Genomic DNA, 15,963 nt, shown 5'->3' with positions numbered 1-15,963 from the left:
CGGTGGAACTCCTCAAACCGGCTGGCCCTCTGCGCACCATATGACATTGGCTACTCCCGGCCTTCCAGGATGCGCCGCACCGCGACGAGCTTGCGCGCCCGTTCGCCTTGCAGCGCCTTTGTCTGCTCGGGCGTGTAGGCAAACATGCCCTCGCCCGACTTGATGCCGAACTTCAACGCAGCCGTCTTCTCCAGCACCATCGGCGCGACATCGTCGCGGTTGGAGAGATCGGCATTCAGGAAGGACGAGACGGATTTGTAGATATCCAGCCCCGCCATATCGAGCAGCGCCATCGGGCCGATGACGGCGATCTTGTAGCCGATGCCCCACGATACGCAGGTGTCGAGATCTTCCGGTTCGATGACGCCGCGCTCGACAAGGTCGACCGCCTCGCGCAGCAGCGCGTAGAGCACGCGGTTCTCGACGAAGCCCGGAACGTCCTTCTTCACCACCACCGGCAGCAGGCCGATCGAGCGAATGAGGTCGCGGATCGTGGCCACGGTTTCTGGCGCGGTCTTTTCGCCGCCGATCACTTCGATCATCGGAATGATGTGCGGCGGGTTCGACCAGTGCATGCCGACCATCCGCTCGGGATGCGAAATATGCGCCTGCAACTTGGTGATCGGGATGCCCGACGTGTCGGAAGCGACGATGACGGACGGGCCGATCAGCGGATCGATGTCACGATAGGTCTGCGCCTTGATGTCGATATTCTCGGGCACGTTCTCGATCACCAGTTCGGCGCCATCGACGGCCTCGGCGATCGTCTCGACGAATCGCACGCTGCCGGCGCCTGTCCCGGGCGCCTTGATGTCGAGACGATCGAGCACGCCGCCGGCGAGATCGAGCATGCCGCGGGCACGCTCGACCGACGCCTGTGAAACATCATACGCCGTGACATCGAGGCCGCCGCGCGAAAGCCGCGCGGCGATGCCTGGACCCATCGTTCCCAATCCGATGAGAGCGGCGCGCTTGATCATCATGCCGCCTTTGCGGGAGCAGCAGTGGTTGCCGCCTTGAAGGCCGGCCGGGCGGCGATCGCGGCCACCCAACGCTCCAGATCGGGCATCGACGGCCGGTCGATCTTGAAGTCGACGCAGCGCTTCAGGATCGGCGCGCAGGCGATGTCGGCAAGGGTCAGCTTGTCCAGCGCCAGGAAGTCCTTGCCGGCCAGGTGGCCATCGACGATCTTGAGTTGCGCGACAAGGTCCTTCACCTGTTCCTTGTATTCGGCGGTCTGTTCCTCGGGTGTGAGCTTGGCGCCCTTGAAGGCCGCCAGGTAGCCGGGATTGACCGCCGCCAGCAGGAAATCCATCCAGCGCTCGACCTCGGTCTTTTCCGCCGGCGTGGCGCCATTCAACTGTTCGCCACCGAATGCCGCGAGATAGCGCAGGATGGTGTTGGACTCCCAGATCACGGTGTCACCGTCGACCAGCGTCGGCACCTTGGAGGTCGGGTTGAGCGCCTTGTATTCCGCCGTCTGGGTGTTCTCGAATTGGCGGCCATAATCCTCGCGCTCGTAGGACGCCCCAAGCTCTTCGAGCATGAAGAGCACCTTCTGGACGTTGCCGGATGTCTGGCGGCCTAACAGCTTGTACATGTCGTCTCCTCGATTGTGTCCAATGCCTACTTGCTCGCTGGGAGCGGCTTGTAGACGATCGCATCCATTTCGATCTTGGTGTTGATGACGGCCTTTGCCTCGACGGTCGTGCGCGCCAGCACGGCATCGCCGATCCCTTCGAGGAACGCCTTGTTGTAGCGGCCGAAATCGCGCGTATCCTCGAGATAAGTGGTGATCCGCACGACATCCGACAGCGTCGCGCCCTCATGCGCGATGACGCGCGCGATGGTCTTCAGCGTGGCCAGCGTTTCTTCCTCGATCGTGCCGCTGATCATGTTGTTGTTCTCGTCCTTCGGCACCTGGCCCGAGACGAAGATGAAATCGCCGGCACGCACCGCCGGATGAAACGGCAGGTTCGGGTTCTTGTTGCCGATGGCGTAATGGCTGGCGGATTTTCGCGTGCTGTCGCTCAATGCCTGCTCCTAGAGAACACTGGTTTCGATGATGTCGACGCCACGGATGCGATCGATCAGGTAGACGATGCCGCGGTCGTCGATGGTCACGTCGTTGGACGAGGAACGCTCCGCCCCCTCGGGCGCGTCGGGCACGAAATGGCCGACCTCCTTTGGCGCGAACGGGTCGGCGATGTCGACGAGGCGCAGCCCCTGCGCGAACCATGCAAACGGAATGATCGTGCCCTTGAACCGTTCGGAAGGCTGATGGCAGCCGGTCATCTGCGGCTGCGGTGAACCATCCGGGTCGAGGCCCGGCACCTGGAAGGTCGAGATCGGCAACGGGTTGGTCTCGTCGGTGATGTCGTAGATCCACGTGAAGGCCGGCGGTGATGGCCGAAGCTTGGCGACGTCCTCGTCCGCCACCACCATGATGTTGCGGCCCTTGAGCGGCTGTGGAATCGGCAGGCAGGTGTGGGTGGGATGCGGAAAGCTCGGGCTCGAATTGACGTGCGAGACCAGCTTCGGCTTGGTGATGTCCGAAATGTCGAGGATGAACAGGCCGTGATGCCAGTAGCTGACATACAGCCGGTCGCCCATGCGCAAAGGATGGTGGCAACGCGGCGTGACATAGTCGTGCCAGGGGTATTCCTCGCCGCCACCGGTCCACTGGCCGGGTATCCACCAGCGTCCGACCTCGACCGGCTTTGTGGGATCGATCAGGTCGAGGATCATCACGATGTTGCCGACATAACCGTCGGCGGTCGGCGAGATGTAGACGTAACGGCCGTCGAAGTCGTAGCGGTGGACGCCCTTGCCGCCGGTTATCCATTTCGAGATGAGCTTGGGCTGTGCCGGCTTGGTTGTGTCGTAGAGTGCCAACCCGCCGCCGAAATCGGCCGGGCCGGCATCGCCAAAGCGCTCGTGGTTGATGATCATCAGCCCGTCCTTGGCGCGCACCTTGTGCGAGTGCCAGCCGGGCGGAACATCGATCGTGGCTATCTTGCGCGGATTGCGCGGGTCGGAAATGTCGACCAGCGTCGTACCGCTCGGCGGCCGCATGTGGCCGATATAGAGGATGTTGCCGTCGACCCAGACCTGGCCGCCGCCTGGGCAGTCGACATGGCCGATCTGCTTGGTGTTGAACGCCGAAACCAAATGCATACGCCCTTGCTGCTGAAACGTCATTTCAATGTCCCCGCCGCCAATGGCGGCGGGGCAGTAGGATGGGAACTAGACGAGACGGAGCAGATCGCCGGCCTGGTTGCGGCCCCAGCGCTTGTAGAGGAGCAGCGCCTTCTGCGTCGGCGCATCGGTGGCGCCGAAGAAGATCACCGGCTCGCTCGACGAGCCGTTGACATGCTCGACCCAGGAACCCCCGGGTATGGCGATGGTGTCGAATTGGTTCCAGTCGTAACGCTTGCCGTCGATGATCGAATGGCCGTTGCCACGGAACGGCGCCAAGAGCAGGCTGGCGGTCTCGCGCTGCGGCAAGGTCTTCTCGCCGGGGCGCAGCATCTGCACGTAGAAATTGATGGTGTGGAAGACGGGTCCGCCGGTCGTCGGATCGACATAGTCGATGACGATGCCTTCATGAGGGTCGCCGTCCCAATCCTTGTGGGCATCGAGGACCGCTTCCATCTTCTCCCAGCGGTAGACATACATCGGCGACGACAGGCCGCCGCCGCGCTTGTGATCGACGAAACGCGGCATCAGGCCGCCCTCGCCATAGATGCGCTGTGAGTAGTCACCGGGATAGCGGGCGGTCTGCACCTTCTTCTCGACTTCCTTGCCATCGACCATCTCGGTGTATTTGTGGTCGAAATGGACGGCATGCAGCGTTTCGACCAGCGGCAGGTCGAGCACCGACAGGTTGACCGCCTGCTCACCGCCGACGGTGCCATGATTGTGCCAGGCGTCGTTGGGCGTCAGCACCATGTCGCCCGGGCCGAAGACCACGTCTTCGCCCTCGACGCCGGTGAAGTTGCCCTTGCCGGTCAGGCCGAAGCGGATGGCGCTCGGCGAGTGCTTGTGCGGCGGCATGATCTCGTCGGGATCGTTCAGGCGATAGGCAGTGTACATGGTGCTGACCGAGGCACGCTTGGGCGCAAGGCCGGGATTGACCAGGATCAGCGAACGGCGCTCGCTGTCGTCCATGGTCACCAGTTCGGCGGCGCGCTGCAGCAGCGGCTCGATGTCCGAATAGGACCACACGAAGGGAACGGCCTTCGACGTCGCCATCAGCTGCTTGATCTCGTCATGGTCGACGCCTTCCGACGTCGCCCAGAACGGAAACATGTTCTTAGCGTAGAGGGCGTCATAGAGGCCCTTGAGTGCTGCCTTCTTGTTGGTGAGCACATCGTTAGCTGGTTGCGCCAGGGACATATCGGACACCTCTCATCGCGAAGAAAATACTTCTAACCAACTCAACCGTATTCGCATTGGTTTTGCTCGACAATACCCAAATTGCGAATTTTATAAGTTTTTGGTTGGGGTGCATTTTTGAGAGGCAAATGCCCAGAAATAGGCAGAAATAGCCTAGAAATGCACGAAATACAGCTCGCAATCAGGGCGTGAAACCACTTCGTCACGGCCATGCGGATGCACATGACAGTCCAACCAACGCAGTTTTTCAGTGTCAACCAAAAGACTTTGGTTGTATTCCGGCCGTCTTATCAGGCCGCCACGCTCTGTTGAGCGCGGCTGCGGATCAGATCCGCGGCCTTTTCAGCGATCATGATGACCGCCGCATTGATGTTGCCGCAGACGAGATCCGGCATCACCGAGGCGTCCACGACACGAAGTCCGGCAACGCCGCGCACCCGCAATTCCGGATCGACCACCGACCCCGCATCGACACCCATACGGCACGTGCCGGCCGGATGATGCACGGTGATCGACGTCTTGCGGATATGCTCGTCGATCTCTTCGTCGCTCTCACATTTCGGGCCGGGGAAGAATTCCGCGCCAACGAACGGGGCCATGGACGGCTGGCTGGCAAGGTTGCGCGCAACACGAAAGCCGGCGCGAAGCGACTGCCAGTCGCGCTGCGAGGACAGGAAGTTCTGATGGATCAGCGGAGCGGCGACCGGATCGCTCGACGCCAGCTTGACGCTGCCACGGCTCTCCGGCTGCACGGCGACGATACGGGTCGCAAAGCCGTCGGCGAACGGTGCCTTGAATGGGGACATGTAAGGCCATGCCCCAAGCGGTGCGGCGGTGAACAGCAATTGCACGTCCGGCAACGGCCGGCTTGCGTCGCTTTTCAGGAATGCCACGACGCCGCCAGGCACATCTCCCGAAAAGCCCTTTCCGGTGAGATAGGTCTTGACGAAATCCAGCCCGATACGATCGGCCCGCATCATCTTGAGAAACGGTCCCGGCTGTTTGCGCCGATACATCAGGATGACCGAAACATGGTCCTGCAAATTCTTGCCGACCTGCGCACGATCAACCTTGGTCTCGATGCCATGCGCCGCGAGCTCGCCGCTGTCGCCTATGCCTGACAGCATCATCAGCTGCGGCGTGTTGATGACGCCGCCGGCAAGCAGAACTTCGCGCCGCGCCAGAACTTCATGGCTCGCTCCGCCTCTGGTATAGGCAACGGCGGTTGCGCGCCCATTCTTCAGCAGGATCTTCGTCGCCATCGCGCCGGTCAGCACCTTGACATTGCGGCGGCGCATGGCGGGCCGCAGATAGGCGGTCGCGGTCGAGCAGCGCCGGCCGTTGGCAATTGTCATCTGCAGCCGGCCGAAGCCTTCCTGTATGGCGCCGTTATAGTCGTCGGTCTGCGGATATCCGGCATCACGGCTGGCCGTGGCGAAGGCATCGATCAGTTCGTCCTTGTAGCGGCAGAACTGGGTGTTCAGCGGTCCGCTGCCGCCGCGATACCGGCTTTCGCCCGCCTCCCAGCGCTCCTGCTTCTTGAAGTAGGGCAGCACCTTGTCGAACGACCAGTCCGTCAGGCCGCTTGCCGCCCAGCGATCGTAGTCGCCGCGATTGCCGCGCACATAAGCCATGGCGTTGGTGGAGGAAGAGCCGCCGATGACCTTGCCGCGCGCGCATTCGACCTTGCGCCCGCCGACATTGGCCTCGGGCTCGCAGAAATACATCCAGTCGTGGCGGCGTTCGGTCAGGATCTTGCCCCAGCCGAGCGGGATGTGGATCATCGGATCGCGGTCCCAATCCCCCGCCTCCAGCAGAAGCACCGACACGGCAGGGTCTTCGCTCAGCCGGTTCGCCAGCACGCAGCCGGCCGATCCCGCACCGACAATGACGTAGTCAAAGGTTTCGTCAGCCGGCATGCGTGATCCTCGGGAGAAAGACGGTCCGCCGCGATGGCAACCGTCGACATGGGCAGTCAACCATTGCGCAACTGGTGTTGTCAACCATTGCGTACAGTTGTAGATTGGTTGAATTGGTTGAGTGCCGTCGAACAGGTTTTCGTGTCACAATATGATGTCGGGACGTTGAGTCGGCGGTCTGCCGATCGGACAGGAGATTTGGTTTTGAGCGCATTCGAGCCGCAGGTCGGACCATCGGATCTCGACGACATCATCGCCGCGGTCCGCCAGTTGCAGCAGGGCGGCGGCAAGCTTCCGTCCGAGCGCGATCTTGCGGAACATCTGAGCGTCAAGCGCCATCAGCTTCGCAAGGCGCTTGAAGTGCTGCGCCTTTCGGGCGACCTCAAGCCGGCGCGCGCCAGGCGGGCGCCGACTGCCCTTCCGAGATATGGCGAGGAACTGGTCAGGGTAACCAATCCGATCGAGGTCCTGGAATTGCGCCTGATCATGGAGCCGGGCCTTGCCCGACTGGCGTCGCTGCGCGCCTCCTCTTTCGAGACGGCGCGGATCCTCGACGCGGCAACCACGCCTGAGAACGCCCCGTCGGGTGAGGTCGACTTCGCTTTCCATCTCGCGATCGTCGCCGCGGCCCGCAACCACCTTGCCGCGGAATTCTACAAGATGCTGCGCCAGGTCGGTGTCGATGCGCGGGTGAAGGTTGCGCGCACCGCGGCACCCACCTGCCCCAAGCGGATCGCCCACCGCGACGGCGAGCATCGCCTGATCGCCGAAGCGATCTCGCAGCGCGATCCCGAAGCGGCAGAGACCGCAATGCGCGCGCACCTTTTGTCCGTGCAGAGACAGATCATGGAACGGTCGAACGCCGGCGCCTTTGCCGCGTGATCGTATCACCTCTGACATCGAGCCTGTGCGGGGAATTTCAAATTGAAACGTCATTTCGACGTGCTGGTGATCGGCGCGGGATCCGCAGGCTCGGTTGTTGCCAGCCGGCTCAGTGAAGACCGGTCGTGCCAGGTCGGCCTCATCGAGGCCGGGGCGATGCCGGCCGATCCCGACATCGCCGATCCGCTGAAATGGACGATGCTCCAGGGCCGCGCCTATGACTGGAGCTACCGGACCGTGCCCCAGCCCTTCACTGCCGACCGCGTCCATGAATGGCCGCGCGGCAGGATAGTCGGCGGCTCGAGCTGCCTGCATGCAATGGCCTATGTGCGCGGCCATCCCGATGATTTCGAACCTTGGGCACAAGCCGGTGGCGAGCGCTGGTCCTATCGGGGGTTGTTGCCGGGCTTCATCCGCAGCGAAGCCTTCACCGCCTTCGATGCGCCGACACGCGGCAAGAGCGGCCCGCTGGACGTCTATCTGCCGGACGCCGAGGTCAGTCCGGTCGTGCGTGCCTACATCGCCGCCGGGCGATCCCTGGGCGCTCCCGCCCTGAGCGACCACAACGGCGGCGAACTGGTCGGCACCAGTCCCAATTCACTCAATATACGTGACGGCAAGCGCCTGAGCGTCGCCGACGCCTATCTGCCGCCGCGGGTCATGGCGCGGCCGAACCTGACCTTGCTCGCCGGCCACGAGGTCGAGCATCTGGTGCTGGACGGCCACAAGATCACGGGCGTGAGCGTGGTGTGCGGGGGTGAGACCGGAACACTCTCCGCCGACCGGATCGTTCTTTGCGCCGGCGCCGTATCCACGCCGCTCATCCTCATGCGGTCGGGCATTGGCTGTCCCGATACGCTGAAGCAGGCTGATATACGCTGCCTAGCCGATCGGGGCGATGTGGGCCGCAACCTGCAGGATCATCTGCTGGCTCTCGGAAATGTCTACAGCACGAAAAAGCCGGTGCCGCCCTCCCGCCTGCAGCACTCCGAATCGCTGATGTATCTGCACAGCGACGATCCGACCCGCTCTACGGGAAGTCCCGATATCGTGCTCGCCTGCGTCGTCGCCCCGTCCGCGGCCGAGGGCCTGAAGACCCCGCCCTATGGCTCCGCCTTTACCATCCTGTGCGGCGTCACCCATCCGACAAGCCGAGGGCGCATCACACCAAGCGGGCCGGGCCGCAACGATGCGCCGGTCATCGACCCACATTATCTCGAAACCGAACACGACCGCGCGACATTCAGGATGGCGTTGAAGCGGGCGCGCATGGTCGGCCATCATGCGGCTCTGGACGAATGGCGCGATATGGAGATCCTGCCAGGCGCCCCGGTTCAGTCCGATGCCGAACTCGATGCTTTCATTGCCAGGGCTGCTTCCACCCATCACCATCCGGCCGGCACGTGCCGGATGGGTCGTGACACTGAGGCCGTCGTCGATCCTGACTTGCGGCTGAACGGCTTCGACAATGCCTTTGTCGTCGACGCCTCGGTGATGCCGGCGATCCCGAGCGGACCGATCAATGCCGCGATCGTCGCCGTAGCCGAAACCTGGGCGGCGTCTTCACGGGCTACCCCGTCGTCAGCGTAACCGCGGCCGCGTCCGACAATTCCCCTGGGTTCCGAATGGCTCTGGTTCCCGGCGAATGTCAGCTATGGAGATGCGTCAGTTCAAACGCGGCTCCGTCCTGGACGCCGGCCATGCGCTGCTCGGCGGACCGGAACATGTCCGCGAACTCCACCTGGTTTTCGAACACCACGCCGCCGACCTTGACGGTCAGGGCATCCTCGGTCCCCTTTGGCGCGAAATAGACTTGCGCGATCCGCGCCTCGATACGCTCGCCGATTTCCCTGGCTTCTGCTTCGGTCGCACCGGCGAGGAAAACCCCGAACATCGACGTTCCCATGCGTCCAACCAGATCCTCCGCGCGCACCGACGATTGTATGGTCGAGGCTATGAGCCGCAAGGCTTGATCGCCCCATTCAAGACCAAAGCGCAGGTTGATGGACCGCAGATGCTCCGAATGGATGACCAGGAAGGCGCCCGATTTAGGCCCCGGCACCGACGGCCTTGCCGTTCTTTTTTCGACCATCGACGTGAAGACCGCTCCGTTCAGGCAGCCGGTCGTGGTGTCGAAGGTTGCCGACTTGTCGAGTTCCCGGCGATAGCGACGAAGCTCGATCTGTTTCAATCCAACGAACAGAAAAAGCGGAACACCAAGGACAACAGGCAACAGGATTGCCGTGATCATGCTGCGCCCAAATGGCGTCAGCGCCTCGGAGAACAGGAGCAGATAATTGAGGCCGACGGAAACGCCCAGGATTGCAGTGGTTCCCAGAAACGTCAGCAAAGCGACGCCTTTCCATGCCTGGTCGGTGGTGCTCGCCATAGTCTTTGTCACTGGCCGATCTCCTGTGGATGGGCTGGTATAGGGCCGGTGTGTTGCAATTTCAGTTTCAAGGAACCTTGCAATTTAATCGATTGCGCGATGACCCCATCAAGGCTGCGGACGAAATCGGCTTGCTCCCAATGCATGACCTCCGCTTTGGGAAAAGGACATGCAGAAAAACAAAGATCTAAGCTGCGCCCGTGGCGGTTAACAAACAAAACATCAGGGTTGAATGGCAGGCTATTGTGCCGGGCCGAATATGCCCATCTCAGCCTTTCTGGCTGTCGCCTCCGCCTTGCCGTAGATGCCGCTCGGCAGCGCCGTGGCCCAGCCGTTGGAGACAAGCCAGGCGCCAACATCCTGCTTGCCCAGCCTGCATGGCGCGGCGACGGCAAAACGCTCGACGTCCGGCGGTACGAAACAGTGCAGCCCGCGTCCCCTCAGCCAGGAATTGAAAACGGCGCGTGCGCGCAGGCCGCAAGGCCAGGTGACGTCATGAAACGAGCAGGAGCTGTCGAGATCGATGCCTCGCACTCCGCTGATGACCACCTTGCGGCCCATGGATGCGAACATCGCCGACGATGTGGCAACCGGGCGGTAGAGCAAGACCTCCCGCCAATCCCCAGGCATCGGCGTTTTCGGGGGCACGGCGAGACCGAGCTCGCTGAGTGGCGGACGGGGCTCGGTCCGTTCGATCTCAGCGGGATCAAGCCGTGGCGGAGCGATCAGGTCTTGAGCAACCTTGCGCGCCGGCTCCAGGCGTTGTGCGCCGGCTACCGGGGCAACCGGCCGGATAGGCTGCGTATCGTCAACATCCCGCGACGGGGCACGGACAGGCCGATCGACCGAAAGCAACGCCCCACCTTGAATGATCAGCAGTATCCCGGCCAGAAGCAGCAGGCTTCCGAGCGCGATCGCCAAGCGGCTGCGGCCCGGCCTGCCCATCAGCTTGAACAGGATCTTAGGGATTTGCGCCGGTCAGAAACCCGACGTCGATTTGGCAACCAGCTTGAGCGCACCTTTTTCAATCCGATAGAACGGCATCGAGCGTTCGCTAGATCCGTCGGCCCGAAACCGGAACAGGCCGGTCGACCCGCGAAAGCCGTTTGGATTCTCGAGAACCTTTTTGCTGAAGCCATCAGGCCCGATCGCGCTGGCAATCCCTGCCGTCAGGGCAACCATGTCATAGGCATAGGCCACATTGACGTCAGCCGGATAGTTGTATGCCGTCCTGAAGCGGTCGGCGATCGGCCCGGTTTCACTTGGATCGAGCGTGGCGATAAACGCCCCCTCTAAGAGCGGATCCATGGGGTGCTCCAGCCAACGGTTCGTTCCGACGACGGAGACAGTCTTTCCCGGAATGCCCTTCGATTTGAGGGCGGCAAGGACAGGCGACGGACTGCCATTGCCGCTGGCGACAATGACGGCGTCGGGGGCGTCCACGAGTGAGCCCATTTCGTCGACCGCCTTCGCGGCGCCGTCGCCGGCGGAATATCGGAGAGTGACCGCGAGCGCCGCGCCGTAGATGCTGAGGCTGTTTGCGACCCGCTTCTCCATGGCGCCGGCGTTTGGGCCATCCGCGACAAGCAGCACGAACTTCTTGCTGCCTTTCGCGGCCAGTCCCGCGGCGCCTGCGGCGGCGCTGTCCGCTTCGCCAAGGAGCACGGCATAAACCCCGGCGCCACCGGCGAAATTATCGGCAAGCGCCAGAACCGGTGGCCGCTTCGATCCAGACAGCGTGGCAATATGCTGGGCTGCCGTCAGTTCGGTCGGGCCGATCACGACCTTCGAGCCCGTCGTTATGGCCGTTATCGCCATTTTGCTGGCCAGTGCGCTGTCGCCTTTGGTGTCTTCTACCGTCAGCGTAAGCAATCCATTGCCAATATCCGTCATCGCCAGCTTGGCCGCATCCAGCATCTTCCTGCCGTTTTCGCCCGCTGTTCCGGAGCCGGACAACGGCAGCAGCATCGTGACTTTTGTCGACCCGGTGCCCAGCGACTGGGTCGCCTGGACGGGGCCGGCACCGGCGGCGCCATTCTGCCCGGCAGGCGCGGCAATCGCCGCCGGATCGAGCACTTCGGACACGCCGCCCTTCGACTGGCAGCCTGATAAGATCGCGGCGAGCGCCAAGGCGATTGCCCATGTCCGCGGACCGTGGACCTGTCGGCCAGCTTCCATGAATACTCCACCCCTATGTGCCGCCGGATATTGTTCCCGGTCTGGTCTTCAACGCATGTTACGGCGGACTTGCAGTGCCGTCTGTAGTTCTTTTAGCCGCCGAAAAGCCTGTCTCTGAGCGCCCTGATCTGCCTTGCTTGCCCGGCACTCCGATAGTCGGCGCATTTCATGTATCGCGGCCAGGGCACGAACACGCGGCGCACGCAGACGCCCTTTCCCCCCTTCCCCGGCCAGAATTGGGCAGCGGCTCCACCCTCACCGCCTGAAAAGGCGGAAAAGCCGAACGTCGCCACCGGCAAAAGCCCGGTCACTTCAAAGCCTTCCCTTGCCAGGATTGCCCGCGCACGCTGGCAGTAGCGGACCGAAAGGGCCGAGAACCGGCTTTCATTGTGCCCGGCGCGATACTTCATGACGGTGGTGCACAGATCGCCGGCGGCCAGCCTGTTGGCCTGTGCAAGATATTTGACCCCCAGCGCGATGTTGGCCGCCGGCGCGCTGAGATCGTCCAGGGAACCTCGAAAGCCGAGCATCCTGGCCGTCGCCGGCATCACCTGCATCAGGCCGATTTCGCCATCGGCGCCTTGCACGCCGGGATCGAAGCCGCTTTCGATCTCCATCACTGCATGCGCCAGCAGCGGCTCCAGGCCATGGATCGATGCCTGGCAGCTGGCAAATGCCTTGAATGTCTGCCGGGTCCACTCCGTAGCCGGATCACAGCGCACTGGCTGCTTCAGGCAGGGCGAAAGCTGTTGTTTCGCGGACGGTCGTTCCAGCCAGTTGGCACTGGCCGGCGTGACCGTTTGGACAAAGCCAAGCAACACGATCGCGCCCGCAACCGCCTTCAGGAAGGATCCGTCGGCTGCCATGATGGCCAACAGGCGTGGCTTCGCCTATCCGGTCAGTGCATGTACTCGACCATGCGATCGTGAAAACACTCGCATTTGTTGAGGGTGTCTTCGTCCTTGTAGTTCGTCTTGAGGTAGCCGTAAGCCATGCCGCAGGCGACCTTGGCTTCCGATGCCCAGACGAAGACGGGCCGGGAGGAGTTGATCCACTCCGAACTGTTGGCGGCTGCGACCGACTCGTCCATCAGCTTCACCACCTGCTCCCTGAGGTCGACGATGTTGTCGTTCAGCACCAGGTTGGACGTGCCGACGACACGGCAATAATCGCCGGTCGGGCCATCGATGATGTCGGCGGCATACCCCGTCGACCCGACTGCCAGCAACAGCGTCGCAGCGGAAACCAGCAGTCTTGCAGAACGTTTCATGTTGAGCTCCCCTAGATATTAGCGATGTATAACATAGTCGCGTGGCCGTGCGCCATGGCGTTAGATCGTTGCCGTGTGTTGTACATGCGCCGTGTCGTCGTAGAGTATCGTGATCGTGCCTGCGGCAGGTGCGTTCTGCAACTCGGCGACGTCCACGAAATTGGCCGCATTGCCCGAACCAGTCGTATCGACGCTCAGTGTCTTCGTGTCGGCGTCGTAGTGCACATAGTCATTGATGTTGCCCCCCGACGCCGTGTCGAACAGCGCGCTCAGGTCGATCTTGTCGCCCTCACCGCCAGGGCCTGTGCCGTGGTAGTCGGTGATGAGATCCTTGATGTCGAGGTTGTCAAGCTTGAAGGTGTCGGCGCCCGTGCTGCCGGCGGTCTGCTCTGCCGGCGCAACAAGTGAGGTGTCGAGTTCGACCTCGACATAGTTGCCGGTCGTGCCGTCGGCCATCTGGAAGGTTCCGTTGCCTGTCACGGTCTGTCCGTCGATTTCGCCGACAGTCGGAGTAGCCGCTGTGCTGATGGAGACGATACCGTTGTCAGCGAGGTGTGACAATTCTCCGGCGTCACTGGTGCCGTTGGCATTGGCGTCTTTCCAGATCAGCAGGCTGTCGAAGGCGGTATCGTTGTGGTCGATGACACCGTCATGGTTGCTGTCGAGCGAAGCCAATGCCGCCGCGCCGCTGGCGAAGTTGCCACCGCCGAAGTTCGGCGTGAACAGTTCGGTGCCATCGTCGATCTTGCCGTCATGGTTGAGATCGACCGCCAGCATCCCATCATGGGATGTGTTCCAGGCAAGCTGTTCCTTGGCACCATCGCCATTCATGTCGAACTGAACACCATGACTGACGTCTGAGAAGGCAAACCCATTGTGGTTCAGGTCGAGGATAATGGGATCGATCGACCCTGTGAGCAGGGTGTTCAGGTTCGCGATCGTGACCCCTTGGAGATCGACGAGAGTTCCCACGCCGGCACCTGCACCAGTCTGGGTGTAGACAAATGTATGGCTCACCGCCGCTATCGTTGCGGTGAAGGCGAGCGTCGCCCCGGCGTTTCCGATATCCGTTATCGTCAGATACTGGACAGCCGCCGCCAAGCTTGCGGTCGAGTTGACCGTCAACGGTGTTGTAAAGCTGTCCGTCCCGAAGAACGTGGCGATGCCATTCGTGACCGAATGGGACTGAACCGTGTCTCCGCCGATCGTCAAGGTGGTGTTCCCCCCATCGACGTTGCCGCCCGTCGCAGCCACGAGGGTGCCTGGCAGGCTTAGCTTATCGGTCCCGGCGACGAAGTCCGTGATGATGTCATAGCCGGAGATCGTGCCGAGGTCGCCTGATCCGCTGATGACGGGCGTCGAGTCGCCAGCCCCAATCACGAAGGTGTCTGCGCCAGCGCCGCCGGTCATCGTGTCGGCGCCGGCACCGCCGGTCAGTGTATCGTTTCCGCCAAACCCCTGCAGGATATCGTCGCCTCCGTTGCCGTTCAGCGTGTCGCCATTGGCCGTACCCTGCATGGTCTCGGCATCCGCCGTGCCAGCATAGGTAACACCGTTGACAACGTGAACGTCCAGCTGCTGTGCCGGTGACGTATCGCCGTCCGCGTCTTTCACGGTGACATTGAAAGTTAGATCGGCATTTTGCGCCGTCGTCGTGGTGCTGACCAGGCCGATGTCCGAGACCTTGAAGCCCAGATCGTTGACATCCGAACTCAAATTTTGCGTCGTCGTGCTCGCTCCGCCGGCACCGATCGCACCGTTTAGATTGATAGCTGTGCCGGTGATGCCTTCATCGGTCGGAGTGATCTGTGCGCCCACCAGCACGTAGTGCTGACCAGCAGCATTGTAGTCATTCGATTCGATGATCAACAGGCCGTCATTGTTGTCGAGCGTTACGCTGGAGTAGATGCCCGGACCAGTGCCCGGGCCCTTGAAGATGTCGCCGTTCTCGACAAACATTGCCTTGGTCGTATAGGTGCCGGCAACCGTATCGTAGAGTTTCAGGATGACGATGAAGTCTTCGGAGTTCCCGATGCCATCGAACTTCAGGAACATCGAACTTACCTGAGCGTCAGGGGCCAAATTCGTGAATCCAGTCGGGTTTGTGGTGAAGAAGTCCATGTCCATGACTTCTCCCTTGCCCATTGTATCGCCCGCAACGCCGTTTGCTGTGCCGGAGATGGACACGTATGCCGAACTCTGGGTGAGCAATTCTCCGTTCACGTAGGTAAGCGAATTGCCATCAATCGAACCCGATTGCAGGTTGTCAGCCCCGGTGCCAGCTCCCGGTTCCGCGTAGCCGGTAAACTGGATGAACAGATTTGGATTGACCTGGGCTACCGCCACATCCGGCTGGCTGTTGTCAACCGTCGAGGATCCCGGTTGATAGCCAACGATAGAGGACGAATTGCTCACTGTACTGATCGTTACTGCTGAGATCGGGTCGGTCAGGTCCACGGTGTAGGTTCCCGCAACCTTGTCGAACGTGAGGGTGCCCGTTTCCTGGGTAGACACCCCACCCGTGAGATAGTTGAAGCTGACATTGAAGACGGCCGTTGTTGACGTCTCAGAGGCCCAGATCACGGTCGGCGCCGTGATTGCGCTCCCAGCCACACTGCCAGCCAAAGTGATGGCGGAAAAGTCCGAATTGAGGCTGCTGTACGCCGTATGTCCGTCAGCACCGATGGAGTAGTCGAAGACGCCGGTGCCGCTGACAGTCCCGCTGTTGGCGAAATAAAGATCCGTCTTGTCGAGAACCGTCGGACCGTCGTCGAGGAAGGTCAGGTTCTTGCCGATGTCGACCGAGGCCGACTGGCTGTCGCCGTCCTTGTCGGTGATCGTGGCCGTCACCTTGATCAGATCGTCGGCGCTCAGGCTGGTCGGCTCGTTCGGATCCGTCGTCGGATGGACGACCGCCCGGATCTGGT

At 62.0% G+C, this 15,963-nt stretch carries 14 protein-coding genes; 2 read left to right on the top strand and 12 right to left on the bottom strand.

Translation table 11 applies throughout. From position 1 onward, the window contains the following. Nucleotides 1–50 precede the first annotated feature (50 nt). The 6 genes from fhmpcd1 to NKJ04_RS09780 form a co-directional block, all read right to left on the bottom strand. On the bottom strand, nt 51–980 hold the full coding sequence (gene fhmpcd1 / locus NKJ04_RS09805) for a 5-formyl-3-hydroxy-2-methylpyridine 4-carboxylate 5-dehydrogenase (protein ID WP_352674799.1): 930 nt from the start codon (nt 978–980) through the stop codon (nt 51–53). Then, nucleotides 980–1,600, bottom strand: coding sequence for a glutathione S-transferase family protein (locus NKJ04_RS09800; RefSeq protein WP_352674557.1), 621 nt, complete (start codon nt 1,598–1,600; stop codon nt 980–982). The genes fhmpcd1 and NKJ04_RS09800 overlap by 1 nt, the downstream gene beginning before the upstream one ends. 26 nt (nt 1,601–1,626) lie before the next feature. Continuing rightward, nucleotides 1,627–2,034, bottom strand: a complete 408-nt coding sequence (locus tag NKJ04_RS09795) for a RidA family protein (protein ID WP_024505125.1) — start codon at nt 2,032–2,034, stop codon at nt 1,627–1,629. Between the two features lie 9 nt (nt 2,035–2,043). Beyond that, nucleotides 2,044–3,201 carry an LVIVD repeat-containing protein gene (locus NKJ04_RS09790; RefSeq protein ID WP_050592656.1) on the bottom strand — a complete coding sequence of 386 codons (1,158 nt, stop codon included), beginning with the start codon at nt 3,199–3,201 and terminating at the stop codon, nt 2,044–2,046. Between the two features lie 45 nt (nt 3,202–3,246). Then, nucleotides 3,247–4,398 carry a cupin domain-containing protein gene (locus NKJ04_RS09785; protein WP_027039500.1) on the bottom strand — a complete coding sequence of 384 codons (1,152 nt, stop codon included), beginning with the start codon at nt 4,396–4,398 and terminating at the stop codon, nt 3,247–3,249. A 290-nt stretch (nt 4,399–4,688) separates the two neighbouring features. After that, nucleotides 4,689–6,317, bottom strand: a complete 1,629-nt coding sequence (locus NKJ04_RS09780; RefSeq protein ID WP_352553324.1) for a GMC family oxidoreductase — start codon at nt 6,315–6,317, stop codon at nt 4,689–4,691. 204 nt (nt 6,318–6,521) lie between these two features. On the opposite strand from NKJ04_RS09780, the gene NKJ04_RS09775 reads away from it, so the two are divergent. Both NKJ04_RS09775 and NKJ04_RS09770 read left to right on the top strand, forming a co-directional pair. Continuing rightward, entirely contained in the window at nt 6,522–7,199 is a 678-nt protein-coding gene (locus NKJ04_RS09775; RefSeq protein ID WP_023809939.1) for a FadR/GntR family transcriptional regulator, read from the top strand. A gap of 42 nt (nt 7,200–7,241) precedes the next feature. Then, nucleotides 7,242–8,789 carry a GMC family oxidoreductase gene (locus tag NKJ04_RS09770; RefSeq protein WP_352610532.1) on the top strand — a complete coding sequence of 516 codons (1,548 nt, stop codon included), beginning with the start codon at nt 7,242–7,244 and terminating at the stop codon, nt 8,787–8,789. 58 nt (nt 8,790–8,847) lie between these two features. On the opposite strand, the gene NKJ04_RS09765 is transcribed toward NKJ04_RS09770, so the two are convergent. From NKJ04_RS09765 to NKJ04_RS09740, 6 genes are all read right to left on the bottom strand, one after another. Continuing rightward, nucleotides 8,848–9,600 (bottom strand): GGDEF domain-containing protein, encoded by a 753-nt coding sequence (locus NKJ04_RS09765; protein WP_023809941.1) that lies wholly within the window; start codon nt 9,598–9,600, stop codon nt 8,848–8,850. A gap of 228 nt (nt 9,601–9,828) precedes the next feature. Beyond that, nucleotides 9,829–10,533, bottom strand: a complete 705-nt coding sequence (locus tag NKJ04_RS09760) for a thermonuclease family protein (RefSeq protein ID WP_352610533.1) — start codon at nt 10,531–10,533, stop codon at nt 9,829–9,831. Nucleotides 10,534–10,566: 33 nt separating this feature from the next. Continuing rightward, nucleotides 10,567–11,766 carry a type 1 periplasmic-binding domain-containing protein gene (locus tag NKJ04_RS09755; protein ID WP_502897897.1) on the bottom strand — a complete coding sequence of 400 codons (1,200 nt, stop codon included), beginning with the start codon at nt 11,764–11,766 and terminating at the stop codon, nt 10,567–10,569. 92 nt (nt 11,767–11,858) lie between these two features. Further along, complete coding sequence (locus tag NKJ04_RS09750) at nt 11,859–12,632, bottom strand: lytic transglycosylase domain-containing protein (protein WP_352610544.1); 774 nt, start codon at nt 12,630–12,632, stop codon at nt 11,859–11,861. 32 nt (nt 12,633–12,664) lie between these two features. After that, nucleotides 12,665–13,036 carry a hypothetical protein gene (locus NKJ04_RS09745; protein ID WP_352610536.1) on the bottom strand — a complete coding sequence of 124 codons (372 nt, stop codon included), beginning with the start codon at nt 13,034–13,036 and terminating at the stop codon, nt 12,665–12,667. A 60-nt stretch (nt 13,037–13,096) separates the two neighbouring features. Continuing rightward, nucleotides 13,097–15,963 (bottom strand): beta strand repeat-containing protein (locus NKJ04_RS09740; RefSeq protein ID WP_352630134.1); only part of this gene is annotated, 2,867 nt, incomplete at its 5' end.

The sequence above is a fragment of the Mesorhizobium sp. M0618 genome (assembly GCF_040320765.1).
In the GTDB taxonomy this organism is placed as follows: domain Bacteria; phylum Pseudomonadota; class Alphaproteobacteria; order Rhizobiales; family Rhizobiaceae; genus Mesorhizobium.
Note: the sequence above shows the minus strand (reverse complement) of the source record. Positions and strands in the feature narration are given on the sequence as shown.

Excerpts from the sequence above, each read along its gene's own strand:
- NKJ04_RS09800 (WP_352674557.1), bottom strand. The coding sequence starts at position 1,600 with ATGTACAAGCTGTTAGGCCGCCAGACATCCGGCAACGTCCAGAAGGTG.
- NKJ04_RS09745 (WP_352610536.1), bottom strand. The coding sequence starts at position 13,036 with ATGAAACGTTCTGCAAGACTGCTGGTTTCCGCTGCGACGCTGTTGCTG.
- NKJ04_RS09780 (WP_352553324.1), bottom strand. The coding sequence starts at position 6,317 with ATGCCGGCTGACGAAACCTTTGACTACGTCATTGTCGGTGCGGGATCG.
- NKJ04_RS09790 (WP_050592656.1), bottom strand. The coding sequence starts at position 3,201 with ATGACGTTTCAGCAGCAAGGGCGTATGCATTTGGTTTCGGCGTTCAAC.
- NKJ04_RS09785 (WP_027039500.1), bottom strand. The coding sequence starts at position 4,398 with ATGTCCCTGGCGCAACCAGCTAACGATGTGCTCACCAACAAGAAGGCA.
- NKJ04_RS09755 (WP_502897897.1), bottom strand. The coding sequence starts at position 11,766 with ATGGAAGCTGGCCGACAGGTCCACGGTCCGCGGACATGGGCAATCGCC.
- NKJ04_RS09750 (WP_352610544.1), bottom strand. The coding sequence starts at position 12,632 with ATGGCAGCCGACGGATCCTTCCTGAAGGCGGTTGCGGGCGCGATCGTG.
- NKJ04_RS09760 (WP_352610533.1), bottom strand. The coding sequence starts at position 10,533 with ATGGGCAGGCCGGGCCGCAGCCGCTTGGCGATCGCGCTCGGAAGCCTG.
- fhmpcd1 (WP_352674799.1), bottom strand. The coding sequence starts at position 980 with ATGATCAAGCGCGCCGCTCTCATCGGATTGGGAACGATGGGTCCAGGC.